The organism is Streptomyces sp. NBC_00354, assembly GCF_036106915.1.
GTDB lineage: Bacteria > Actinomycetota > Actinomycetes > Streptomycetales > Streptomycetaceae > Streptomyces.
This window is the reverse complement of the sequence record NZ_CP107983.1, coordinates 7,171,363-7,194,617: the sequence shown is the minus strand read 5'-3', so window position 1 is coordinate 7,194,617 and position 23,255 is coordinate 7,171,363. Positions and strand designations below refer to the sequence as shown.

Sequence of the window (23,255 nt, the reverse complement as noted above, 5' to 3'; positions counted from 1 at the left end):
TGCGGCTTGTCGGCGCCGGGGGATCCGGGCGGAATGTCACCCGCCATCTCGACCGAATCGATGCGCAAACGCTGCGAGTGGCTCGCCCGGGTGCGGGGTGGCGAGGCTCGGGCCATGGACGAAACGGCGGATCGGGCGGCGGGTCTCGCGGCGGGTTTTGCGGCGGGTTTTGCAGCCGGCGACGAGCGCTGCATGGAGGCGGTCTACCGGCGCTGGCGGCCACTGGTCCACTCTCTCGCCCACCGGCGCCTCGCCGACGAGCGGGAGGCCGAGGACGTCACGCAGCAGGTGTTCCTCGCCGCCTGGCACGGCCGGCGCCGTTACCGGCCCGGGCCCGGCGGGTTCGGGGCCTGGATCACCGGCATCACCCGCCACAAGGTGGCCGACGCCTTGGAGGCACGGACCCGGCGGGCCCGGGCGATCGCGGCGGCCGCCCGCGTCGCCCCCGGTGCGGCCGGTGGTTCCGGCAGCCTGCCGCGGCAGGAGTCGGAGCAGGTCCTGGACCGGCTGCTGGTCCTCGGGGAGCTGGCCAGGCTGCCGTCCGAGCAGCAGCGGGTGCTGCGCCTCGCCTTCTACGCGGACCTGACGCAGACGCAGATCGCGGACCGCACCGGGCTGCCGCTGGGCACCGTCAAGAGCCATATGCGAAGGGCTCTGCACCGGCTGCGCCGGTCACTGCCCGCGGCGGCGCGAGCGACTCGATGACCGCGAGGCCCGAGCGCAGCCCGTACAGCCGCTCGGTGCGCGGGGCTTGCGCGTCCGGGCTCCAGCCGGGTCCGGCGAGCAGCAGCGCCGGGCGGCTGCGGGCACCCCGCAGGCCCCACTCGATGCCGGCCACCGACCGGGCCAGGGCCGGGTCGGCGGTCGTACGGGACTGCGCCCACAGGACGACGGCCCGCGGGCCGGTGCGCCGCACGGCGTCGTGCAGGGCCTCGGCGGGCAGGGCGGCTCCGAACATCCGGGCGGGCAGGCCCCGTTGGCCGAGGACCGCGGTCAGGGCCTCGATGGGCAGGCTGTGCTGCTCGCCGGGGACGCAGGCGAGGAGTACGGGCGGGGTCCGGGGCGGCTCGGGCGCGGGCCGGATCCGGTGCAGCGCCGAGGAGATCTGCCAGGACAGGAGGTGTTCGACCTCCACGTAACGCTCCCCGGCGGCGGCCCATTTGCGGCCCACGGCGTGCAGGGTCGGCGCGATGACCTCCTCCCAGGCGGTGACCAGGCCGTGCTCGGCCAGGGCCGCCTCCAGCAGCGCCGCCACGGTCGGCGCGTCCAGGCGTACGGCGGCCCGCGAGAGCCCCCGGCACTCCGGGCGGACCGCCCCGAGCGGGAGGGCGCCCGTCCCGCCGGGGGTCGGCGCCGGCGCCGGCGCCGCTGCCCCGGCACGGCGCTCGCCGGCGGCAATGCCGAGGGCTGCCCGGGCCGCTTCGGCCGGCGGTACCCCGTCGGCGGTGAGCCGGCACATCAGCTCCAGCCGGGCGATGTCCGCCGGGGTCCAGCGGCGGTGCCGGCCGGCCTCGCGGCGGGCCGGGCCGATCGCGTACCGGCGCTCCCAGGAGCGCAGCGTGGTCGGCGAGACCCCGAGGCGGCGGGCGACCGCGCCGGTGCTCAGCGCGGCGGCGGGCCGGGGCCGGGGCTGCGGTGGTGTCTGGGGCACGCGGTCCACCCGCTCACGATAGGGCTCGGGTGCCGGGGCCGGGCGCTCACGCGGCTCCGCGTCCGCGCCGGAACCGGTCGAGCCCGTCGGCGAGTTCCACGATCCGGTCCGGGTAGGCGTAGCGGGCCCGCTCCGGCGCGGGCAGCCGCCAGGGCTCGTGCACCTGCGGGGCGTCCAGCCCGGCGAGCTCCGGCACCCAGCGGTGCACGTAGCGGCCCGCCGGGTCGTAACGCAGGCCCTGGCGGACCGGGTTGAGGACCCGGTTGGGCCGGGTGTCGGTGCCCGTCCCGGCCGCCCACTGCCAGTTGAGCTGGTTGTTGGCGAGGTCCCCGTCCACGAGGAGGTCCAGGAAGTACCGGGCCCCGATCCGCCAGTCCACGTACAGGGTCTTGGTGAGGAAGCTGGCGGTGAGCAGCCGGCCCCGGTTGTGCATCCAGCCCTCGTGGCGCAGTTGGCGCATGGCCGCGTCGACCACCGGGTAGCCGGTGCGGCCCTCCTTCCAGGCCTCGGTCTCCTCCTCGGCGGCGGCCCCGGTGCGCCAGTGGTCCCGGCGGTCGCGGTAGTCCCGTACGGCGGTCTCGGGGCGGGCGGCGAGCACCTGGTGGTGGAAGTCGCGCCAGCAGATCTGCCGGACGAAGGCCTCTGCGCCGGGGCCGACGGCGGCGGCGCGGGCACGGTGGACGGCCTCGGCGGGCGAGAGGGTGCCGAAGTGGAGGTGCGGGGAGAGCCGGGAGGTGGCGTCGCCGGCCAGGTCGTCGTGGGCGTCCTCGTAGCGGGAGAGGCCCGCGCGCAGCCAGCGCCTGAGGAGGTCGCGGGCCGCGCGCTCGCCGCCGCGGGCGAGGCCCGGGGAGACGCCGGTGACGGCCGCGCGCCGGGGCAGCGGGTCGGAGCCGATGCCGTCGGGCAAGCGGACGGAGCGCGGGGCGGGGGCGACGGCGCGGGGCGGCAGTTCGGTCCAGCGGCGGAAGTACGGGGTGAAGACGGCGAAGTGGTCGGAGCCGGCGGGGAGCACGGCCCCGGGGGCGACGGCCGTGATCACCGCCTCGTGCACGTAGAGCCGGACGCCCTCGGCTTCGAGGGCGGCGCGGAGCCGTTCCTCGCGGGCGTGGGCGTAGCCGCTGACCCCGGCCGCCATGTGGACCTCGTCGGCGTCGCACTCGTGGACGAGGGCGCAGACCTCGGCGACGGCGTCGCCGGAGCGCAGCACGAGTCGGCCGCCGCGCTCGCGCAGTCCGGCGTCCAGGTCGGCCAGGCAGTCGGCGAGGAAGGCGAGCCGGTTGGGAGCGGCGAAGCCGGCCGCGTCGACGGCCCGGTCGCGGACGAAGAGCGGCACCACCCGGTCGCAGGAGGAGAGGGCCGCGCGCAGCGGCGGATGGTCGTGCAGGCGCAGGTCGGAGGTGTACAGGACCACCGCGACGTTCATGGGTTCTCTCGCTCCGCGTCGGGGCCGGGGGGACGGCTGTCGTCCGGTGCTTCGGCGGACAGGGGCCGGTCGGATGCGGATGCGGTGTCCCGGGATGCCGTGTCCGTGGATGCCGTGTCCGTGGATGCGGTGTCCCGGGATGCGGTGTCCGCGCGTCCGCGGTCCCGGGTCGCGGCGGCCTCTTCGTCCAGGCGGCGCGCGGCGCGGGCGATGTTGCGGGCCATGCCGCCGAAGACGACGGCATGGAAGGGCGACACGCTCCACCAGTAGAGGTGACCGAGCAGCCCGTGCGGATGGAACAGGGCCCGCTGCCGGTAGCGGGCGCCCCGGACCGCACCGCCCTGGTCCCGGTCCGGCGGTGAGGCGGTCGCGTCCGCGTACATCTCCAGCCAGGCCAGCCCCGGCAGCCGCATCTCCGCGCGCAGCCTCAGCAGCCGTCCCGGTTCGATCTCCTCCACCCGCCAGAAGTCCAGGGAGTCCCCCACTCGCAGCCGGGCCGCGTCGCGCCGGCCGCGCCGGATGCCGACCCCGCCGACGAGCCGGTCCAGCCAGCCCCGTACGGCCCAGGCCAGCGGGAACGAGTACCAGCCGTTCTCGCCGCCGATGCCCTCCACCACCCGCCACAATGCAGCGGGCGAGGCGTCGACCGCGCGTTCGCGCCGGTCGGTGTAGAGGCTGCCGCCCGCCCAGTCGGGGTCGGTGGGAAGCGGGTCGCTGGGCGCACCGGGCAGGGAGGCGGAGGACCAGCGGGTGGTCACGTTCGCCTCGCGCACCCGCTGCAGGGCCAGGGACACGGCCCGGTCGAAGCCGATCGGGGCGCCGGGCGGGTCGGGGACGTACCGCGCGATGTCGTGTTCCGCGCACACGACCTCGTGGCGCAGGGATTCGGCGAGCGGCCGGGCCAGCGCCCGGGGCACGGGCGTGACCAGGCCGATCCAGTGGCTGGACAGCCGCGGGGTCAGCATCGGGACGCGCAGGATGAGCCGGTGGGGCAGGGCGGCGACGGCGGCATAGCGGCGCATCATCTCCTCGTACGTGAGCACGTCGGGGCCGCCGATGTCGAAGGCACGGCTCACCTCGGGCGGCATGGCGGCACTGCCGACGAGGTAGCGCAGGACGTCGCGGACGGCGACGGGCTGGACGCGGGTGCCGACCCAGCTGGGGGTGACCATGACGGGGAGCCGTTCGGTCAGGTAGCGCAGCATTTCGAAGGAGGCCGAGCCGGAGCCGATGATGACGGCGGCGCGCAGGACAGTGCCCGGCACCCCGGAGCGGAGGAGGATCTCACCGACCTCGGCGCGGGAGCGCAGGTGCGGGGACAGGTCGCCGACCGGGATCCCCGCCGGGGTGAGCCCGCCGAGGTAGACGATGCGCCGGACGCCGGCCGCACGGGCCTGTTCGGCGAAGATGCGGGCAGCGGTGCGGTCGCGGTCCTCGAATCCGGATCCGGCGCCGAGGGCGTGGACGAGGTAGTAGGCGACGTCGATGCCGTGCAGGGCCGCTGCGACGGACTCGGGGTCGGCGACATCGCCGCGGACGACCTCGGTGCGCCCGGCCCACGGGTGGTCGCGCAGCTTCTCGGGGGACCGGGCCAGGCACCGGACGCGGTGTCCGGCCTCCAGGAGCTCGGGCACCAGGCGGCCTCCGATGTAACCGGTGGCTCCGGTGACCAGGCAGTGCAGACCGGTGGTGGCCTTCATCGCTCTCTCCTCTCCTCCGACGTGTCCGCCCGGCAGTTCCGTAAGGGATTCGGGCGGACCGGCGCCTGCGGATGCACCGCGACGGGAAGCCGCCGCACTGGGCCATTGGTACAGTCCTGTCATGGCGGTGGACGAGCTCGACACCCGGATCCTGCGCCTGCTGATCGAGCAGCCGCGCACCAGCGTCCGCGAGTACGCCCGGCTCCTCGGAGTCGCGCGCGGCACCCTGCAGGCCCGGCTTGACCGGCTGGAGCGCACCGGGGTGATCACCGGGGCCGGTCCCGTGCTCTCCCCCGCGGCGCTCGGGCATCCCGTACTGGCCTTCGTGCACATCGAGGTCACCCAGGGCCATCTGGACGAGGTCGGCGATGCACTGGCCGCCGTACCCGAGATCATCGAGGCCTTTTCGATCACCGGCGGCGGGGACCTGCTGACCCGGGTGGCGGCCCGGGACAACGCGCACCTGGAGGACGTGATCCAGCAGCTGATCCGGCTCCCGGGTGTGGTCCGCACCCGTACGGAGGTGGCGCTGCGCGAGCGCGTCGCGCACCGGCTGCTGCCGCTGGTGGAATCCGTGGGACGGGCAGCCCGCAAACCCTGACAGGATGGCCGGGACAGGTACATGACCGCCAGGACGGGCAGAGCGGATGATTTCCGTCATATTCGATCTCGACGGCACCCTCGTGGACAGTGAGCCGAACTACTACGAGTCCGGGCGGCGCACCCTGGCCCGGCACGGCGTCCCCGATTTCACCTGGGAGCAGCACTCCCGCTTCATCGGCATCGGCACCCTGGAGACGCTGGAGATCCTCAAGGACCGGTACGGGATCCGGGCCTCGGTGGAACAGCTGCCGGCCGAGCAGAACGCCGCCTACCTGGAGCTGGCCCGGACCGGGACCGAGGTCTTCCCCGAGATGCGGAAGTTCGTGGAGCGGCTGTCCGCGGAGGGTGTCCCGATGGCGGTGGCCTCCGGGTCCTCGCGCGAGGCGATCGACGCCGTGCTGGCCGGGACGGGCCTGGACGCGCTGCTGACCACGGTGGTCTCCGCCGAGGAGGTGGCGCACGGGAAGCCCGCTCCCGACGTGTTCCTCGAGGCGGCCCGCCGCCTCGGCGCCGACCCGGCCGACTGCGTGGTCCTCGAGGACGCGGCGCCGGGCGCGCAGGCCGCCCACGCGGCCGGCATGGACTGCGTGGGCGTCCCGTACGTGACCGCCACCGCCGACGACCCGGCCTTCGCGACGGCCGGCCTCCTCTTCCGCTCCGGCCAGCCGGAGTTCAGCGCGGACGCGGCCCGCAGCTGGCTCTCGTCGCGAAGGGCCGCCTAAGACCCTCCCGGCCCATGCCGCCACCGGGTGGGTGACGGCCCGCGCCCGTCAGCCGATGACCACGTGGAAGCCGCTCCCGTTGCGCGGGCCTAGCCGAGCGGTCACTCGGAGTTCGGGCATCGAGCCGTCCACGGCAAACTCCTCGTGTCCCACACCCAACCGGGCCGATCGCTGACCGCGGTAGCGGAAGTACACCGCCAAGTGGTGGGTCCCGGCCTCAACGGGGATTTCCGTCGTCCCCCACGCCGCTTCCCGCTCGACGCCGTCGATGTCCACCAGCGGTCTGGTGAAGGCGCGATGGAACGGCAGCGCGATCAGCGAAGGTTGGATGTGGATCAGCAGTTTCGTCATCAGTAGGTCCCCAGTAGATCGATTCAGGAGGAGCCGAGCACCGATTCGGGACGGAATCCGCGCGCGGCACCGACCAGGGCGCATGCCGTGATCAGGGCGGTGATGCCGCCTGCGCTGATCAATAGCCGGATCGGTCCGAGTTCGGTCAGACCGAGCGCCAGCGCCAGCAGGGCTCCGAAGCCGGGTGACATGGCGACGATGCTGACCAGTGCACCGCCATTGCCCGCAAGGCCCGTCTGCCCCGGTTGGGCCAGGCGCGGGAAGGACAGGCTGAGCATGAGGGCCAGCGCGGCACCTGCCCAGGCCGCCAGCAGGGGCAGGCCAAGGGCCAGTGCCAGGTAACCACCGTCCGGCGAAAGGCTGTCGTGGTGGAGCCAGTTGGAGACGGCCAGGGCCAGTGCTCCGAGCGCTGTCATCACCGCCCACTGGCTGGTGGTGACGACGAGGGCGTAACCGAGCAGCCCGCCGGCGATGCTGGCCGGGGTGTACGGAGCCGCGAGCATCGCCTCCAGTGCGCCGACTCCGGCTTCGGCGCCGATGGCATTCCGTACGGCCAGCCCGGCACCGAGAGTGCCGTGTACGGCCACCACGCCGGGAATCAGCGTCAGCAGGAGGCCGGCGGCGATCGCATCGCCCGTGGCCCCGTACTGGAGGCCGAGCGCGGCACTGCTGTCAGCGCCGTTCGTGCCGCTGTCATCGGAGGCCAGCGGCAGGGCGACAGCCGAGGCGAGCGACAGCACGAAGGGGAGGAAGACAGTGGCGAGACTCCGTAATCGTTCCCTTCGCACCCGCCAGAGCAGCGCCGTTGCCAGAGTCCGTGACCGCGCCAACCAGAGCACCGCGTCACTTCGTGTCACGAGCCGTACCTTCCGCCTGGAGCTGGAGGTAGACCTCTTCCAGCGGGTTGCGCACGGGCACCACCTCGTACACCCCTATGCCCTCTCCGACCAGCCCCGCCACCAGGACTTCGGCAGCCCTCTCGGAGGCCACCTCGACGACAACCGGACCCTTCCTCTGCCGCTCCCAACGATGACCCAGTCTCTCCAGGGCGGCGGGTACGTCCCCCGAGCCCCGTATCTGCAGACGGTAGGAACTACCCAGCAGGGCTGACCGAAGCGCCGCCGGCTCGCCGCGCCCGACTATCCGTCCGCCGTGCAGGACCGTTACGTCGTCGGCCAGCCGGTGCGCCTCGGTCAGAGCATGTGTGGAGGTGACAATGGTGTGGCCGTGATCGGCCAGCTCCGTCAGATGATCCGACAGCTGCTCTGCCACGGTCGGATCGAGACCGGACATGGGCTCGTCGAGCAGCAGAATCGGGGGGCGGCCGAGGAACGCTTTGGCCAGGCCGACTCGCTGGTTCTGGCCGCGGCTCAGGCTGCCGACCCTCTGATCGGCGAGTCCCTCAAGTCCCAGCAGCGTCAGGACATCGGCGATCCGTGCCTCCGAATCCCCGGATGCCAGGCCCAGGACACGGGCCCAGTAGCGCAGGTTGTCCATCACGCTCAGCCGGGGCGCCAGCGCCGACCGATGACTGGCCAGCCCGATCTCGGACTTCGCGTCCGCACGACGGTACGGGTTCTTGCCGTCGACCAGGACGGTTCCCTGTATCGGGGGCAGGATCCCGGCGAGGACCCGGAAGGCCGTCGTCTTACCGGACATATTGGGTCCGAGCAATATGTGAACTCCCGGACCATATTCAAGGTTTATATCCCGTAAGACGACGCTGCCCCGATACCCGGCGCAGACCCCCTCTGCCGTCAGTGTGGCCATGGGTCCCACCTCGCACCGCAGATGATCAGTCACCCTTCCGTCAGGACGTGCCGAGTTCGGCCGGCGATCGGGCGAGCCCGGGCTTCCCTCCGTGGAGCTCGCCCGGTTCCTCGGTATGCGGGGCAACCGACGCGGGCGTGGCGGCGACGACCGCACAACCGATCATTACCAGGGCGAAGCTCCACAGCCCCATGGTCACAATGATCATCCCATGGAGCAGGACGTCAAACACCAGGGCGACTTTGCGCCATCGGTCCGACCCGAGCAGGCACACAGCGATGATCAGCTCCACGACCAGGGCCCCCCAGGTCATGCCGACCACCACCACAGGGATCTTGGACATTTCCAGGAACAGTCCGTCCAGCGGCTCACTGATGCCGAACATGCTGTCCCGCAGAAAGTAGTACTCCGCCGTGCCGTTGGCCCAGTCGGCCACACCGAACTTGCTGATGGCGGTGTCGAGGTAGAGGTACGCGAGCTGTATGCGAATCGCCCAGAAGGCGGCGAAGGCAATCGCTCGCCCGTTCAGCCGGAGCGGTTTGTCCGGGCTGCGCCAATGCCACTTGCGGTCGTCTGCCAGGCATATCGGCAGCATGAGCAGCGACATGATCAGGGCGACCGACTCGCCGCCGTCCGGCACGGAAATGCTCACAGCGATCGAATAGACGGCCCAGAGTTGCGGAAGCACCGTCCACCGGGGTCGATACCCGCTGGCCGCGACCAACAGCACTGCAACCAGCAACCACCGGGCCCACTCGGCACCGGAGTCGCCGACCACGCAGAAGGCGGAGGCGCTCCGCACCCCGTCGCAACGCGCACCCTCGGTGATGGTCAGGACAGGGATGAGCAGTGCCTTCGCCGGCGTCAGCAATACCACCGTCAACTCCGCGAAGCAGATCAGCGAGCGCCCGACGCTGAACCAACGGGACCGGAAATCGAATCGGCCGAGGTGGCGCTGCAATCCAGCAGCCTGTTTGTCAATTATTGCAACTATGGACATGAGACATCCAGATGGGCGATTTTCGTGATCCGCCTGTCGTACTTCACGAGATCCCGGTACGACCAGGGAACGACGGACTCCTGAGTGATGAACGAATCACCACAGAGAGTCTGGACGGGGCTACGGTTCTCCAACTTGGCGGCCGGCGTTTCGGCTGCCCGCGGAAGGCAGCGTTCCAGCGTTCCAGAACATTCGATCCAGTTGGGCACCGCAGCTTCAAGATAGGCGACTTCCGGACCCTGCGCTCGCTGACTCCGTTCCAGGCCGAAAAGATTGGAATGCGGCGCGAGCGAGAACAGCGAACCGGCCGGACGGAAGCAACGACATCGCACCCAAGCACACAACCAAGAAAGAAGGCATGCAGGAACGCAGGAAATGACTCCTACCGGAACCAGCGCTCCCTCGGCCTGCCCCCGCGCCGATCGCCCCTGATGCAGGCCAGGCCGGCCACCCCGGACGTACCCGGGAAACATATACCGCGGCAATACGCCCGATCAATCAAGAAGCACAGTGAACGAGATCATGGGCGACACGACGCGGAGTACTTTGTTCCGCGGTCGTCCATGCCCATTCAGGAATCACAGCCGCTGCCCCATAGGCCCATCACGAACACGCAATGCAACAGTATCGGCCAGTGTGTCGAAAACCGATCGGCAATATGGGTGCAAGAAAACATCCGCCGCGATCGCCTACGAGTTCACCCCGAAGGCCTTCAGGACCGGTGTGCCGGTGTACCGACTCGCCCGGTACGGGGGTGCAGGGCTCTGGCGGACTGCGCGGAGCGCCGTCACCGTGCGGGCGTGACCGCCACCCTGCTGCCTTCGGGTGCCGAGCGCGGACCGCGCCGGTGGCCGCTCCTCGGGAACCTGCCGGCCTTCGCCCGTGATCCACTGGCCTTCTTCGAGGAACTGGGCTGGTCCTTCCGGCAGTTACTCGGCAACGGGGTCGTCGTCGCCACCGGTGAGGACTGGCGGCGCAAGCGGGCGCTGGTGCAGCGGGCCGTCCGGCCGCGCCAGGTGCGTGCGTACGCCGTGACAAGGGTGGAGTGCGCCGACACGCCGGCCGGCGGATGGGCGGAGGGAACGCAGATCGACGTGCACCGGGAGAGCCTCTACATCGGCGGTCACGAGACCGCCTCGACCACCTTGACCTGGGTCTGGCAGCTGCTGTCGGGCGCCCCCGAGTCGCGGGCCCGGCTGGGCGAGGAGCTGGAGCGGGTGCTCGGCGGACGGCTGCCGACGTACGAGGACTACGAGCGGCTGTAAAGCCGCAGCGACTCCCTGACCACCTGCCGGGTCCGGGTCCGGTGCATCGGCCACCGGCTGGTCCACACGCCCCGTGCCCGCCGGCACCCCTGCCCGCCGATCACGGCGCCCTCCCCGGCCACCGCCGAGATTAGCCAGGCCCCGCATCCGGTCTCGGAACACGCCTGGTTCCCCGTCGGTTGCGGGCCGCGGGCCTGCCTCTGCCTGGGCGTCCGGTTCGCCCTGATGGAGGCTGCCCTGTGGTGGCGGTCCTGGCCCAGCGCTTCCACCTGGACCCCGGACGCTTCCCGGTCCCGGTCTTCCTGGGCCTCACCCTGCAACCCGCCGCCCCGGTCCCGGCCACCCTGCGGCGAGCGGGAACGCCACTCCGACCCGCCGTCGCGCACTGCTCGCGCCCCTGACCGGGCGGGAAGATCCGGCCGGGTCCCCGAGTTGGTAGAACCGTGAACGAAATCATGCGGGGTGCGGACGTCGACGTGGTGGTTGTGGGTGCCGGGCAGGCGGGGCTGTCCAGCGCGTACCACCTGGCGCGGGCCGGGATCGACCACGTGGTGCTCGACCATGCACCGCGACCCGGCGGCGCCTGGCAGTTCCGCTGGCCCTCGCTGACGTACGGCAAGGTGCACGGGATGCACGCCCTGCCCGGCATGGAGCTCACGGACGCCGACCCGCTGCGGCCGTCCTCGGCGGTGATCCGGGAGTACTTCGGCGCGTACGAGGACCGGTTCGGGCTGCGCGTACGGCGGCCCGTGGACGTCACGGCCGTACGAGGCGGGGCCGACGGGCGGCTGCGCGTGGAGTCCTCGGCCGGGACCTGGTCCGCGCGGGCCCTGATCAACGCGACGGGGACCTGGGACCGGCCGTTCTGGCCGCGCTACCCGGGCCAGGAGACCTTCCGGGGCCGCCAGCTGCACACCGCGGACTATCCCGGTCCGCAGGGGTTCGCCGGAGCCCGGGTCGTCGTGGTGGGCGGCGGCACCTCGGCGGTGCAGCACCTGCTGGAGATCGCCGAAGTTGCGGCGGAGACCACCTGGGTGACGCGGCGGCCTCCCGTGTTCCGCGACGGGAGCTTCGGCGAGGCCGAGGGCCGGGCCGCGGTGGCACTGGTCGACGAGCGGGTGCGCCAGGGGCTGCCCCCGCAGAGCGTGGTCAGTGTGACCGGACTCCCGCTGAACGAGGCCGTCCGGGCCGGGCTGGCCTCGGGGGCGCTGGACCGGCGACCCGTGTTCGACCGGATCACGGCGACGGGCGTCGCCTGGGCGGACGGGCGGCAGGTGGAGGCCGATGTGATCCTGTGGGCCACCGGGTTCCGGGCCGCCATCGGCCACCTGGCTCCGCTGCACCTGCGCGAGCCCGGCGGCGGCATCCGGGTCGAGGGCACCCGCGCGGTCCGCGACGAGCGGATCCACCTGGTCGGCTACGGCCCGTCGGCGTCGACGATCGGCGCCAACCGCGCCGGCGGCGCCGCGGTCCGCGAGATCCGCCACCTGCTGGCCCGAGGCGCCGATGGCACCGAAGGCGCCCGCGAACCCGCCGCCGTCGGCTCCCTCTAATCGGCGCGGGAGCCCGCCTGGGCCCGCCCGGCGCCCTCACCGCTCCCCGCGCCGCTGCCGGCGCCGGCAGCGGCCCGGATCCGGTTGAACTCCGCGACGTGCTTCTTGTGCTCCTCGTACGTCGCCGTGAAGCGGGTGTCCCCCGGTTTCACGGTGACGAAGAACAGCCAGTCGCCGGGCGTGGGCGCGACGGCCGCTGCCATGGCCTCCAGGCCCGGGCTGTCGATCGGCGTCGGCGGGAGCCCTTGGCGCTCGTAGGTGTTGAAGGGGCTGTCGATCCGGGTCTCGCTCAGCGTGGTGTCCACCGTGCTGCGGCCCAGCGCGTAGTTGATGGTGGAGTCCATCTGGAGCGGCATCGACCGAGCCAGCCGGTTGTGCACCACCCGGGCGACCTTGCCCCGGTCGGTGCGGGATTCGGCTTCCGCCTCGATGATGCTGGCGAGGGTGGCCGTCTGGTACGGGGTCATCCCGTGCGCCTTGCCACCGTCGGCGACGGCCTTGGTCGCGAGCTTCCGGTTGGCCGTCTGCACCATGTAGGCGAGCAGGGCGGCCGGCGTGGACTTCGAGGTCACCGGTACGTCGCCGGGAACAGGAAACCCTCCGGATTACCCTTCGCCTCTGCGGGCAGGGCCAGTCCGGCCGTGGCGACCGCCGCTTTGGCGGAACCTGCCGGGAGCTTCAGTTCGCGATCGATAGCGGTGTACACCTGGGGTGCGCGCCAGCCCTCAGGAATGGTCAACTGGCGCGGCTTCTCGGGGGCTTCCGCGCTCCGCAGCAGCGGAAAGACAGCTGCGGCCGCACCGATGGCGAGCAGCATGCCGAGGAGGAGCGCCAGACGGCCCCGGCGGGTGAGCCGGGAACGACGCCGTGGCGGCTGGTACTCATGACGCATGCGGGCACGCTAACCCGCGAAGCGTCACATGTCGGGCATCACGCCCGTACATCTGTCATACGATCACACGTTTACCGGCGTAGGCTGCGCGGCTCCCCCGGCCGACTCCGCCGACTCCGCCGACCTGGCGCCCTTGGCCACCGACACCTCCCGGACCACTCGGGCCGCGGCCGCCTCCGGGGTGAGCGCGGCTTCCCGGTCCCGGCGGACCAGGGCCGCGTACCGGCCCTCCGCCTCCAGCAACTCCTCGTGCGTACCCCGCTCGGCGATACGGCCCTTTTCCAGGACGACGATCTGGTCGGCGTCGCGGACGGTGGAGAGCCGGTGCGCGATGGTGATCGTGGTGCGGCCCTGGGACAGGTTGTCGATGGCCCGCTGCACGGCATGCTCGGTGCGGGTGTCGAGAGCACTGGTGGCCTCGTCGAGGATCAACACCGGCGGGTCGCGCAGAATGGTGCGGGCGATGGCGAGGCGCTGCTTCTCGCCTCCGGAGAAGCGGTAGCCGCGCTCGCCGACCAGGGTGTCGTACCCGTCGGGCAGGGACTCGATGTGGTCGTGGATCTGGGCCGCGCGGGCCGCCTCGGCGATCTCCTCGTCGGTGGCGTCCGGCTTCGCGAAGCGGAGGTTGTCGGCGACCGAGGCGTGGAAGAGGTACGTCTCCTGGGAGACCACACCTATGGAGCGGGCCAGCGAGTCGAAGTCGAGGTCGCGTACGTCCACGCCGTCGAGGGCGACCCGGCCGCCGGTCACGTCGTAGAGCCGGGGCACGAGGTAGCTCAGCGTGCTCTTGCCCGAGCCGGTCGGGCCGACCACGGCGAGCGAGCCGCCGGCCGGGACCGTGATGTCGATCCCCGCCAGCGTGGGACCGTGCTTGACGTCGTACGCGAAGTGCACGTCCTCCAGCCGGACCTCGCCCCTGGCCCGGTCCAGGCGCACCGCGTCCGCGCGCTCGGTGATGTCCACCGGCAGGTCGAGGTACTCGAAGATCCGGCCGAACAGGGCGAGCGAGGTCTGGATCTGCACGCCGGTCGACAGCAGGCTCACGGCGGGCCGGAACAGGCCCTGCTGGAGCGTGACGAAGGCGACGAGGGTGCCGACCGAGAGCGAGGGGGCGCCCGACTGCAGGGCCATGCCGGCGGCCCAGTAGATGAGCGCGGGCATGGCGGCCATGACGATGCCGATCGTGGACATCCGCCAGCGCCCGGCCATGCTGGAGCGCACCTCGAGGCCGACGAGCTTCTCGGACTCGTCGGAGAAGGACCGCGTCAGCGAGTCGGCGCGGCCCATCGTGCGGCCGAGGAGGATGCCGCTCACCGACAAGGACTCGGTGACCGTTGCGGCCATGGCGGCCATCTGCTTCTGCCGCTGGAGTGTGATCCTCTTGCGCTCGCGGCCGACCCGCCGGCTGATCCACACGAACACCGGCAGCAGGAGCAGCGAGACGAGGGTGAGCCGCCAGTCGAGCGCGAGCATCGCGACGACGGAGGCGATCACTGCCGTCAGGTTGGAGACGAGCGAGGTCGCGGTGGAGGTGACGGTGGCCTGCATGCCGCCGATGTCGTTGGCTATGCGGGACTGCACCTCGCCGGTCCGGGTGCGGGTGAAGAAGGCCAGCGGCATCCGCTGGAGCTGGGCGTACACGGCGGTGCGCAGGTCGTGCATGACGCGCTGGCCGACGGTGGTGGAGATCAGGGTCTGGAGCACACCGAACACGCTGGTGACGACGGCGGTGAGGATCATGCCGAGCGCGAGCAGGCTGAGCAGCCCGGTCCGCCCTTCGGGGATGGCGACGTCCAGGATCTCCTTCAGCAGGAACGGCGAGGCCACTCCGACCAGCGAGGAGGCGCAGACGAGCAGCCCCACGACGGCGAGGCGGCCGCGGTAGGGGCGGAACAGGCCCACGATCCGGCGCAGCTCACGCGGCTGCTCCTCGGGGGCGGGGCGATCGGGGTCGAGGGCTTCTTTCGATGGGGTCCACTTCGGTTCTTCGGGGCGCATGGGCCTCCTTCTGACGAGACTCACATGAGCATAGCTCATTGTTACCTATGCTCACAATGAATCTGGTCCTGGTACTGTTTCCCAGTATGAGCACCGCTTCCGAAACCGACAGCACAGACGGCGTCCTCGCCGAACAGCTGCTGCGGCTGACCCGTCGGCTGCACCGGATCCAGAAGCGCCACCTGGAACCCCTCGGCATCACCCCCGCCCAGAGCCGGCTGCTGCGCCTCGTCTCGCACTACGACGGCGACGAGCCGCCCCGGATGGCGGACCTCGCCGCCCGTCTGGAAGTCGTGCCCCGCGCCGTGACCACGCTGGTGGACGGCCTGGAGGCCGCCGAATGCGTGCGTCGCGCGCCCGATCCGGCGAACCGGCGCGTCATAAGGATCGAGCTCACCGACACGGGCCGCGCCACGCTGCGCCGGCTGCGCAACGCGCGAACCGACGCGGCAGAGGAGATCCTGGCTCCGTTGACCGCCGGGCAGCGCGAGGTGCTCGGCGGCCTGCTGAACGCTCTGACGGACGCCCCGGTGGAGCGCCGCTGCTGAGAAGGCCGCCCCCGAGGCCGGGAAACGCTCCCCGGGACTAGGCCGAACGAGTAGGCAAGGGGTCGCGCATGCCGCTGCTGGAACCGAGGCCCGGGGCCCTGCGCCCGCGCAGCATCAGCGGCCCCGCCCCCGACCGGGTCCCGGAACACCACGCCGCCGGCACCCCGGAGCCGCTGCGCACCGAGCTGACGGAGCTGCTGGGCGCCGAGAAGGTGCTGTGCAAGGTTTCCGACCTGGTCCGCTACGCCTCCGACGCCTCGCCGTACCGGTTCGTGCCGCAGGTGGTGGTGATCGCCGAGGACATCGACGACGTCTCCGCGGTCCTCTCGTACGCCCACGGCCGCGGGCGCGAGATCGTCTTCCGCGCCGCCGGGACCTCGTTGAACGGCCAGGCCCAGGGCGAGGGCATCCTGGTCGACGTACGCCGCCACTGGGCCGGCATCGAGGTGCTGGAGGACGGCCGCCGGGCCAGGATCCGGCCCGGCACCACCGTGGCCCGGGCCAATGCCGCGCTCGCCCGGCACGGCCGCGCCCTCGGCCCCGACCCGGCGAGCGCCGTCGCCTGCACCCTCGGCGGAGTCGTCGCCAACAACGCGTCCGGCATGACGGCGGGCACCACGAGGAACTCGTACCGCACGCTCTCCTCCCTCACCTTCGTGCTGCCCGGCGGCACCGTCGTGGACACCGCCGATCCGCTGGCCGACGAGGAGCTGGCGCGCGCGGAACCGGCCCTGTGCCGCGGGCTGATGGAGATCAAGCAGGAGATCGAGGCCGATCCCGAACTCGTCGCCCGGATCCGGGCCAAGTACGAGATCAAGAACACCACCGGCTACCGCCTCGACGCGTACCTGGACGGCGCCACGCCCATCGAGATCCTGCGCGGGCTGATGGTCGGCTCGGAGGGCACGCTCGGCTTCATCGCCGAGGTCGTCTTCGACACCGTGGCGCTGGACCGCGAGCTCACCAGCGCCCTGCTCTTCTTCCCCTCGCTGCCCGCAGCGGCCGCCGCCGTACCGCTGTTCAACAAGGCGGGCGCTCTTGCCGTCGAGGTGATGGACGGCAACACGCTGCGCGCCTCGGTCAGCGTCGAGGGCGTCCCCGCCGACTGGGCCGGCCTGCCGAAGGACACCACCGCCCTGCTGGTGGAGTTCCGCGCTCCGGACGAGGCGGGGCGCGTGGAGTACGAGCGGCGCGCCGCCGAGGTCCTCGCCGGGCTGGACCTGGTCGCGCCGGTGCCCTCGGTCACCAACGCCTTCACCCGGGACACGAAGACGATCAACGGCTACTGGAAGGCCCGCAAGGCCTTCGTCACCGCCGTCGGCGGGGCCCGCGCCTCCGGCACCACTCTGATCACCGAGGACTTCGCGGTGCCGCCCTCCCGGCTGGCCGAGGCCTGCGAGTCGCTCCTCGCACTCCAGGCGGAGCACGGCTTCGATGCGGCCGTCGCGGGCCACGCGGCCCACGGCAACCTGCACTTCCTGCTCGCCTTCGACGCCGCGAAGCCCGCCGACGTGGAGCGGTACGGGGCCTTCATGGAGGCGTTCTGCCGGCTGACGGTGGAGCGGTTCGACGGCTCGCTGAAGGCCGAGCACTCCACCGGCCGGAACATGGCCCCCTTCCTGGAGCTGGAGTGGGGGCCCCGGGCCACCGAGCTGATGTGGCGGACGAAGCGGGTCGTCGACCCGGACGGACTGCTCGCGCCGCGCATCCTCCTCGACCGCGACCCGAAAGCCCATCTGCGCGGGCTGAAGACGATTCCGCAGGTGGAGGCGGTGGCCGATCCGTGCATCGAGTGCGGTTTCTGCGAACCGACCTGCCCCAGCGAGGACCTGACGACCACACCCCGGCAACGGATCGTGCTGCGCCGGGAGATGATGCGCCAGCAGCCGGGCTCCCGGGTGCTGGACGGGCTGCTCGAGGCCTACGGCTACGACGCCGTGGACACCTGCGCGGGTGATTCCACCTGCAAGCTGGCCTGCCCCGTCGGCATCGACACGGGCGCCCTGATGCGGGACTTCCGCCACCGCCGGCACAGCCCGCGCGAGGAGCGGGCCGCCGCGCTCGCCGCGACGCGGTTCAAGTCCGTGGAGGGCGCCGCCCGACTGACCGTGGCCGCCGCCGACAAGCTGGCCGACCGGGTCGGGAGCCGGCTGCTGGAGGCGGTCACCGGGGCCGCGCGCAAGGCCGTACGCCCCGACCTGGTTCCCGAGTGGCTGCCGCAGATCCCCGGCGCGGCCGCCCGGAAGCTGCCCGCGACCCGGCGGGTGGGCGCGGCGGCCGTGTACTACCCGGCCTGCGTGAACCGGATCTTCGGCGGCCCCGAGGGCCGGCCCGGCCCCTCGCTGCCCGAGGCCGTGGTGGCGGTGTCGGAGCGGGCCGGGAAGCCGGTGTGGATCCCCGGCGACGTCGCGGGCACCTGCTGCGCGACGATCTGGCACTCCAAGGGCTACGACGCGGGGAACCGGGTGATGGCCAACCGGATCGTGGAGGCCGCCTGGGGCTGGACCGCCGGGGGACGGCTGCCGCTGGTGGTCGACGCCTCCTCGTGCACGCTGGGCATCGCGCACGACGTGGTCCCGTTCCTGACGGACGACAACCGGGCGCTGCACGCGGAGCTGACGGTCGTCGACTCGGTCGTGTGGGCGGCGGACGAGCTGCTCCCGCACCTGGAGATCCGGCGCACGGTGGGCTCGGCCGTGCTCCATCCGACCTGCTCGATGCGGCACTTGGGCGACGAGGCGCAACTGCGGGCGGTGGCCGAGGCGTGTGCGACCGAGGTGGTGGTTCCGGACGATGCGGGCTGCTGTGCGTTCGCGGGCGACCGGGGCATGCTGCATCCGGAGCTGACGGCATCGGCGACGGAGCGCGAGGCGGCGGAGGTGACGTCGCGGGCGTACGACGCGCATCTGTCGGCGAACCGGATGTGCGAGGTGGGCATGGACCGGGCCACCGGCCGCAGCTACTACTCGGCTCTGCTGGAACTGGAGCGGGCCACCCGTCCTTGACGTGGCGATACGCAGCCGGTCGGGCTGCAAGAGCGCCGCACATCCCGCCGCGTAAGGCCTTGGCCAACGCAAAACCGATTGCCCGGGACCGGTCCGGAAGGCGAACCTTGCACGGTTTGAACCACTCGACCAGTCATGAGGCGTCATGCAGATCAGCGATCTTCCGTATCCGGACCCCGGGGTACCCGATGCTCGCTCCGGCCCGCGCTTCCTGGTGTGGCTGGGACGGGGCCAACTCGGCGGGCAGGCCAGGAGTCTGTGCTGGGGACTGGTGCACTTCTGCGGCATCGCCGGGCTGCCGTACGCGGTGGGCATGGGCGTCGACGCGGTCGTACGGCGCGACGGCACCGGGCTGCTGCTGGTCGGCGCGCTGCTGGTGCTGATCGGCATCGCCATCTCGGTCGGCGATGCGATGCTCCACCGGACCGCCGTCACCAACTGGATCACCGCCGCCGCGCGCGTGCAGCAGCTGCTCGCCCGCAAGACCGCCGAGCTGGGCTCCGCCCTGACCCGGCGGGTCGCGGCGGGCGAAGTGGTCGCGGTCTCCACGGGCGACGTGGAGAAGATCGGCTGGTTCGTCGAGGCGGTCTCCCGCTTCCTCGCCGCCGCCTTCTCCGTCGTCGCCATCTGCGTCGGCCTGCTGTTCTACGCGCCGTCGATCGGCGTGGTCGTCGCGATCGGCGTCCCGGTGCTCGCCCTGTCCGTGCTGCCGCTGCTGCCGCGCGCCACCCAACGCGCCGACATCCAGCGCGAGAAGGCCGGCAGGGCCACCGAACTGGCCTCCGACACCGTGGCCGGCCTGCGGGTGCTGCGCGGCATCGGCGGCGAGGAGCTGTTCCTCGGCCGCTACCGCGAGGCCTCGCAGGAGGTCCGCAAGGCGGCCGTGCGCAGCGCCCGGATGTGGGCGCTGATCTCCGCGATCCAGGTGCTTCTGCCCGGCGCGCTGCTGATCACCGTGGTCTGGTACGGCTCCGTGCTCGTGCTGGACGGCCGGCTGGCGGTCGGTGAACTCGTGGCCGCCTTCAGTGCGGTGGCCACGATGCTCTACCCGTTGCGGCACTTCGAGGAGATCGCCATGGCGTACTCCTTCTCCCGGCCCTCCGCCCAGCGGGCCGCCCGGGTGCTGTCGCTGACGCGTACGGACGCCCCGGAGCCGGCGGCGCCGGACGCCGGGATTCCGCAGGCTCCGGCCCCCGGCGGGGACCTGTACGACCCTGCGACCGGGCTGCTGGCCCCGGCCGGCCGGTTCACCGCCGTGGTGTGCGGGGACCCGGACCTGGCGGGCCGGCTCGCCGAGCGCCTCGGCGGCCATCCGGCAGACGACGGGCCGGCAGCCGACCGGGTCTCGGTGCTGCTGGGCGGAGTCGCGCTGGACGAGGTCGCGCTGGACACCGCGCGCACGCTGGTCCTCGTCCAGGACAAGGACCCGGTGCTGCTGTCCGGAACCCTGCGCGAGCTGTTCGCCGTACCGGCGTCCGGAGCGGTCGAGGCCGGGGAAGCGCTGGCCGCCGCCCAGTGCGGGGACGTCCTGGACGCGCTGCTGCAGTCGGCGCCGGACGGGGTGGACGACCCGATGGACGCGCGGATCACCGAGCGCGGCCGGTCCCTGTCCGGCGGGCAGCGCCAGCGGCTCGCGCTGGCGCGGTCCCTGGCCACCGACCCGGAGGTGCTGGTGCTGGACGAGCCGACCTCGGCGGTCGACTCGCACACCGAGGCGCGGATCGCGGACGGGATCACCGCCCTGCGCGCCGGGCGCACGACGGTGGTACTGGCCTCCTCACCGCTGCTCCTGGACCGTGCCGACCGGGTGGTCCTGATCCACGAGGGCGCGGTCGCCGCGACCGGTACGCACCGCGAACTGCTGCACGGCGAACCGCTCTACCGGGCGGTCGTCACCCGCGAGACCGAAGAGGAACGGCGGGTGGCCCGGATCGAACTGACCCGGCTGGAAGAAGCCCAGCTGAAAAAGGCACTGACAGAGATCGAGGAGTCCGCATGATCGGCCTGGCGCCGCCGCAATACGATCCGGCGGCCCCCGAATCGGCCGCCACCCTGCCGGTTGGCACGACGGCGACCGTACGGGGCTACGTGCGCGGCCTGTTCCGGCGGCACCGGCGGGCCTTCGTGGTGCTGGTGACGGTCAACGCGGTCGCGGTGATCGCCTCCATGGTCGGCCCGTACCTGCTGGGCCGGGTCGTGGACCAGTTGGCGGCGGGGGCGCGCGAGCTCCATCTGGGGCGCGTGGCCCTGCTGTTCGCGCTGGCCCTCGTGGTCCAGACGTTCTTCGTCCGGCTGGTCCGGCTGCGCGGCGCGATGCTCGGCGAGGAGATGCTGGCCGATCTGCGCGAGGACTTCCTGGTGCGGTCCGTGGGCCTGCCGCCGGGCGTGCTGGAGCGGGCCGGCACCGGTGATCTGCTGTCGCGGATCACCACCGACATCGACCGGCTGGCCAACGCGATGCGCGAGGCCGTTCCGCAGCTGGCGATCGGCGTGGTCTGGGTCGTGCTGCTCTTCGGGGCGCTCACCGTGACCGCACCGCCGCTGGCCTTGGCCGCGCTGGTGGCGCTGCCGGTGCTGGTGATCGGCTGCCGCTGGTACTTCAAGCGGGCTCCCTCGGCGTACCGCTCGGAGGCGGCCGGGTACGCGGCGGTCGCGGCGGCGCTCACCGAGACGGTGGACGCCGGGCGCACGGTCGAGGCGCACCGCCTCGGGCCGGGCCGGATCGCGTTGTCGGAGCGGCGGATCAAGGAGTGGACGGCGTGGGAGCGTTACACGCTGTTCCTGCGGACGGTCCTCTTCCCCGTCGTCAACGTCACCTTCGTGACGATCCTCGGCTCCGTGCTGATGATCGGCGGCTACTGCGTGCTGCAGGGCTGGATGTCGGTGGGGCAGCTGACCACGGGCGCACTGCTGGCCCAGATGATGGTCGACCCGATCGGCCTAATCCTGCGCTGGTACGACGAGCTGCAGGTCGCCCAGGTGTCCCTCGCCCGCCTGGTGGGCGTACGGGAGATCGAGCCGGACGCGGGCGACGCGGCCCTCTCCCCGGCCGGGCGGGACGTCCGGGCCGACGAGGTGCGCTTCGGCTACCGGGAGGGCGTGGACGTGCTGCACCAGGTGTCCATGTCCGTGCCGCCGGGCACCCGGATGGCGCTGGTCGGTCCCTCGGGGGCGGGCAAGTCCACGCTGGGCCGGCTGCTGGCGGGCATCTACGCGCCGCGGACCGGCGAGGTCACCCTCGGCGGGGCGCAGCTGTCGCGGATGCCCGCGGAGCGGGTGCGCGAGCAGGTGGCACTGGTCAATCAGGAGCACCACGTGTTCGTGGGCTCGCTGCGGGACAACCTCCGGCTGGCGCGCACCGAGGCGGCCGACGCCGAGCTGTGGGCGGCTCTGGACGCGGTGGACGCGGACGGCTGGGCCCGGGCGCTGGAGACCGGTCTGGACACGGAGGTGGGCTCGGGCGGTACGGCGCTGACCCCGGCGCAGGCGCAGCAGATCGCGCTGGCCCGGCTGGTGCTGGCGGACCCGCACACGCTGGTCCTGGACGAGGCCACCTCGCTGCTGGACCCGCGGGCCGCACGGCATCTGGAGCGTTCGCTGGCCCGGGTGCTGGACGGCCGCACGGTCATCGCGATCGCCCACCGGCTGCACACCGCGCACGACGCGGATGTGATCGCGGTGGTCGAGGGCGGCCGGATCAGCGAACTGGGCTCGCACGACGAGCTGGTCGCGGCGGACGGCGCCTACGCGGCCCTGTGGCGTTCCTGGCACGGCTGACCGCCCCGCGCCGGCTGCCGTACGAGGCCCCGCTCCCCCGCTGCGGTACGGGGGAGCAGGGTCTTTGCCGTGCCGGACGGACTAGATGAAGCCGAGGGCGGAGGCTCCGCCTATGCCGCCGAGCAGCATGAACACGGGCATGAGCACCTTGAGCTCCACCCAGCTGCCGGCCCGGAAGCGCATCCCCTTGGGCGGGCCGATGGGGTACCAGCGCTTCCCGGCGATCGGCAGGGGCCACAGGATGGGGCAGCCGGAGACGGTCAGGGCGTCGCCGATGTCGTGGACCAGGGCGCCGAGCAGGATCGGCAGGCCGAGCCAGAGGTACTCCTGGCCGGGGCCGGTGAACAGCCATCCGGCGCCGTTGCCGGGCTGGTCGAGGACGCCGGCCAGGATCCATGCGCTGGTGGCGCCGAGGAGCCAGACGAGGACGTCGCTGGACATCCGGGCGGCCCGCCACAGCAGGCCCTCGACGGCCAGGACCAGGTGGACGAAGAGCAGGACGAGCACGCCCCAGCGGTCGGTGGTGGCCGCCAGCGCGGAGGAGCCGGCGCCGATCAGGACGGCCCACAGCCACGTGTGCGTCAGGGTGCGGTGACCGCCGGTGCGGCGGGCGTCCTTCGGGGCGCGGGTGGCCTTGTAGACGGCGTAGGAGATCTTGTCGACCACCTCGCACAGGCCGCGGGAGAGCGGGCCGAAGGCGCGCGAGATCGTCGCCGACTTGTGGTCCAGGTCGGGAGCGAGGGCGGCACCGGCGCAGATGAGCGCGCCGACGACGAGGACCGGCCAGGGCATCGGGTGCCCGGCGGCCGCGGCCGCCGCTCCCACCCCCAGCCAGGCTGCCGCCCCGGACAGTGAGTGCGCCGGACCCATCATGGTCGTTCCCCGCCCCAGTCGTGTGGTGGTCGGGCCCTGTTGACGGTTTCGTTCGGGCCCGGTCGACGGCACAGCGTACCGTCGGTGATCTTCGCCGTATCCGCCGGTTCCCTCTTCCGGCGGG

Annotated in this window: 20 protein-coding genes and 1 pseudogene; 10 read left to right on the top strand and 11 right to left on the bottom strand. The window is 72.4% G+C overall.

Annotated features, from left to right (window positions below; translation table 11 throughout):
* The first annotated feature begins 114 nt into the window (after positions 1–114).
* Positions 115–705, top strand: coding sequence for an RNA polymerase sigma factor (locus OHT74_RS33025; RefSeq protein ID WP_328622204.1), 591 nt, complete (start codon positions 115–117; stop codon positions 703–705).
* On the opposite strand, the gene OHT74_RS33020 is transcribed toward OHT74_RS33025, so the two are convergent.
* The 3 genes from OHT74_RS33020 to OHT74_RS33010 are packed head-to-tail and all read right to left on the bottom strand — an operon-like array spanning position 632 to position 4,774.
* Positions 632–1,660 carry a MerR family transcriptional regulator gene (locus OHT74_RS33020; RefSeq protein ID WP_328622203.1) on the bottom strand — a complete coding sequence of 343 codons (1,029 nt, stop codon included), beginning with the start codon at positions 1,658–1,660 and terminating at the stop codon, positions 632–634. The two genes, OHT74_RS33025 and OHT74_RS33020, sit on opposite strands and share 74 nt — an antisense overlap.
* A gap of 37 nt (positions 1,661–1,697) precedes the next feature.
* Positions 1,698–3,074, bottom strand: a complete 1,377-nt coding sequence (locus tag OHT74_RS33015; protein WP_328622202.1) for a cryptochrome/photolyase family protein — start codon at positions 3,072–3,074, stop codon at positions 1,698–1,700.
* Positions 3,071–4,774 (bottom strand): SDR family oxidoreductase, encoded by a 1,704-nt coding sequence (locus tag OHT74_RS33010; RefSeq protein WP_328622201.1) that lies wholly within the window; start codon positions 4,772–4,774, stop codon positions 3,071–3,073. Before OHT74_RS33010 ends, OHT74_RS33015 begins: the two co-directional genes overlap by 4 nt.
* 121 nt (positions 4,775–4,895) lie before the next feature.
* Between OHT74_RS33010 and OHT74_RS33005 the strand changes: the two genes are divergently transcribed.
* A complete protein-coding gene (locus tag OHT74_RS33005) occupies positions 4,896–5,375 on the top strand; it encodes an Lrp/AsnC family transcriptional regulator (RefSeq protein ID WP_266669596.1) in 480 nt (159 codons plus the stop codon).
* Between the two features lie 46 nt (positions 5,376–5,421).
* The gene (locus OHT74_RS33000; protein WP_328622200.1) at positions 5,422–6,099 is read left to right on the top strand and encodes an HAD family hydrolase; all 678 of its coding nucleotides are present in this window, start codon (positions 5,422–5,424) and stop codon (positions 6,097–6,099) included.
* Positions 6,100–6,147: 48 nt separating this feature from the next.
* On the opposite strand, the gene OHT74_RS32995 is transcribed toward OHT74_RS33000, so the two are convergent.
* The 5 genes from OHT74_RS32995 to OHT74_RS42195 form a co-directional block, all read right to left on the bottom strand.
* A complete protein-coding gene (locus tag OHT74_RS32995; RefSeq protein ID WP_328622199.1) occupies positions 6,148–6,450 on the bottom strand; it encodes a hypothetical protein in 303 nt (100 codons plus the stop codon).
* A 23-nt stretch (positions 6,451–6,473) separates the two neighbouring features.
* On the bottom strand, positions 6,474–7,190 hold the full coding sequence (locus OHT74_RS32990; protein ID WP_328622198.1) for a hypothetical protein: 717 nt from the start codon (positions 7,188–7,190) through the stop codon (positions 6,474–6,476).
* A gap of 103 nt (positions 7,191–7,293) precedes the next feature.
* Positions 7,294–8,220 (bottom strand): ABC transporter ATP-binding protein, encoded by a 927-nt coding sequence (locus OHT74_RS32985; protein WP_328622197.1) that lies wholly within the window; start codon positions 8,218–8,220, stop codon positions 7,294–7,296.
* Between the two features lie 40 nt (positions 8,221–8,260).
* On the bottom strand, positions 8,261–9,220 hold the full coding sequence (locus tag OHT74_RS32980) for a sporulation-delaying protein SdpB family protein (RefSeq protein WP_328622196.1): 960 nt from the start codon (positions 9,218–9,220) through the stop codon (positions 8,261–8,263).
* Positions 9,211–9,693 carry an SdpA family antimicrobial peptide system protein gene (locus OHT74_RS42195; RefSeq protein ID WP_443047605.1) on the bottom strand — a complete coding sequence of 161 codons (483 nt, stop codon included), beginning with the start codon at positions 9,691–9,693 and terminating at the stop codon, positions 9,211–9,213. The genes OHT74_RS32980 and OHT74_RS42195 overlap by 10 nt, the downstream gene beginning before the upstream one ends.
* Before the next feature lie 327 nt (positions 9,694–10,020).
* On the opposite strand from OHT74_RS42195, the gene OHT74_RS32975 reads away from it, so the two are divergent.
* From OHT74_RS32975 to OHT74_RS32965, 3 genes are all read left to right on the top strand, one after another.
* Positions 10,021–10,485, top strand: coding sequence for a cytochrome P450 (locus tag OHT74_RS32975; RefSeq protein ID WP_328622195.1), 465 nt, complete (start codon positions 10,021–10,023; stop codon positions 10,483–10,485).
* Positions 10,486–10,724: 239 nt separating this feature from the next.
* Entirely contained in the window at positions 10,725–10,886 is a 162-nt protein-coding gene (locus OHT74_RS32970) for a hypothetical protein (RefSeq protein ID WP_266669578.1), read from the top strand.
* Positions 10,887–10,928: 42 nt separating this feature from the next.
* Positions 10,929–12,038 carry an FAD-dependent oxidoreductase gene (locus tag OHT74_RS32965; RefSeq protein WP_328622194.1) on the top strand — a complete coding sequence of 370 codons (1,110 nt, stop codon included), beginning with the start codon at positions 10,929–10,931 and terminating at the stop codon, positions 12,036–12,038.
* Here OHT74_RS32965 and mltG read toward each other — a convergent pair.
* Both mltG and OHT74_RS32955 read right to left on the bottom strand, forming a co-directional pair.
* Positions 12,035–12,855 (bottom strand): annotated as a pseudogene (gene mltG, locus OHT74_RS32960) (endolytic transglycosylase MltG). The gene OHT74_RS32965 and the pseudogene mltG sit on opposite strands and share 4 nt — an antisense overlap.
* A 138-nt stretch (positions 12,856–12,993) precedes the next feature.
* Complete coding sequence (locus OHT74_RS32955; RefSeq protein ID WP_328622193.1) at positions 12,994–14,928, bottom strand: ABC transporter ATP-binding protein; 1,935 nt, start codon at positions 14,926–14,928, stop codon at positions 12,994–12,996.
* Between the two features lie 86 nt (positions 14,929–15,014).
* Here OHT74_RS32955 and OHT74_RS32950 point away from each other — a divergent pair, with 86 nt between their 5' ends.
* The 4 genes from OHT74_RS32950 to OHT74_RS32935 all read left to right on the top strand — a co-directional run bounded on the left by OHT74_RS32950 (position 15,015) and on the right by OHT74_RS32935 (position 22,258).
* A complete protein-coding gene (locus tag OHT74_RS32950) occupies positions 15,015–15,476 on the top strand; it encodes a MarR family winged helix-turn-helix transcriptional regulator (protein WP_328622192.1) in 462 nt (153 codons plus the stop codon).
* Between the two features lie 68 nt (positions 15,477–15,544).
* Positions 15,545–18,481, top strand: coding sequence for an FAD-binding and (Fe-S)-binding domain-containing protein (locus OHT74_RS32945; RefSeq protein WP_328622191.1), 2,937 nt, complete (start codon positions 15,545–15,547; stop codon positions 18,479–18,481).
* A gap of 145 nt (positions 18,482–18,626) precedes the next feature.
* Positions 18,627–20,480, top strand: a complete 1,854-nt coding sequence (locus OHT74_RS32940; RefSeq protein WP_328622190.1) for an ABC transporter ATP-binding protein — start codon at positions 18,627–18,629, stop codon at positions 20,478–20,480.
* Positions 20,477–22,258: an ABC transporter ATP-binding protein gene (locus OHT74_RS32935; RefSeq protein ID WP_266669570.1), complete on the top strand. Its 1,782-nt coding sequence runs from the start codon at positions 20,477–20,479 to the stop codon at positions 22,256–22,258. The genes OHT74_RS32940 and OHT74_RS32935 overlap by 4 nt, the downstream gene beginning before the upstream one ends.
* A gap of 81 nt (positions 22,259–22,339) precedes the next feature.
* On the opposite strand, the gene OHT74_RS32930 is transcribed toward OHT74_RS32935, so the two are convergent.
* Complete coding sequence (locus tag OHT74_RS32930; RefSeq protein ID WP_133898761.1) at positions 22,340–23,131, bottom strand: metal-dependent hydrolase; 792 nt, start codon at positions 23,129–23,131, stop codon at positions 22,340–22,342.
* Positions 23,132–23,255 lie beyond the last annotated feature (124 nt).

Coding starts and splice junctions, on each gene's coding strand:
- OHT74_RS32985 (WP_328622197.1), bottom strand. CDS start 8,220: ATGGCCACACTGACGGCAGAGGGGGTCTGCGCCGGGTATCGGGGCAGC.
- OHT74_RS42195 (WP_443047605.1), bottom strand. CDS start 9,693: ATGTTTCCCGGGTACGTCCGGGGTGGCCGGCCTGGCCTGCATCAGGGG.
- OHT74_RS32930 (WP_133898761.1), bottom strand. CDS start 23,131: ATGATGGGTCCGGCGCACTCACTGTCCGGGGCGGCAGCCTGGCTGGGG.
- OHT74_RS32955 (WP_328622193.1), bottom strand. CDS start 14,928: ATGCGCCCCGAAGAACCGAAGTGGACCCCATCGAAAGAAGCCCTCGAC.
- OHT74_RS32935 (WP_266669570.1), top strand. CDS start 20,477: ATGATCGGCCTGGCGCCGCCGCAATACGATCCGGCGGCCCCCGAATCG.
- OHT74_RS32950 (WP_328622192.1), top strand. CDS start 15,015: ATGAGCACCGCTTCCGAAACCGACAGCACAGACGGCGTCCTCGCCGAA.
- OHT74_RS33005 (WP_266669596.1), top strand. CDS start 4,896: ATGGCGGTGGACGAGCTCGACACCCGGATCCTGCGCCTGCTGATCGAG.
- OHT74_RS32980 (WP_328622196.1), bottom strand. CDS start 9,220: ATGTCCATAGTTGCAATAATTGACAAACAGGCTGCTGGATTGCAGCGC.
- OHT74_RS33010 (WP_328622201.1), bottom strand. CDS start 4,774: ATGAAGGCCACCACCGGTCTGCACTGCCTGGTCACCGGAGCCACCGGT.
- OHT74_RS33015 (WP_328622202.1), bottom strand. CDS start 3,074: ATGAACGTCGCGGTGGTCCTGTACACCTCCGACCTGCGCCTGCACGAC.
- OHT74_RS32995 (WP_328622199.1), bottom strand. CDS start 6,450: ATGACGAAACTGCTGATCCACATCCAACCTTCGCTGATCGCGCTGCCG.
- OHT74_RS33000 (WP_328622200.1), top strand. CDS start 5,422: ATGATTTCCGTCATATTCGATCTCGACGGCACCCTCGTGGACAGTGAG.
- OHT74_RS32940 (WP_328622190.1), top strand. CDS start 18,627: ATGCAGATCAGCGATCTTCCGTATCCGGACCCCGGGGTACCCGATGCT.
- OHT74_RS32945 (WP_328622191.1), top strand. CDS start 15,545: ATGCCGCTGCTGGAACCGAGGCCCGGGGCCCTGCGCCCGCGCAGCATC.
- OHT74_RS33025 (WP_328622204.1), top strand. CDS start 115: ATGGACGAAACGGCGGATCGGGCGGCGGGTCTCGCGGCGGGTTTTGCG.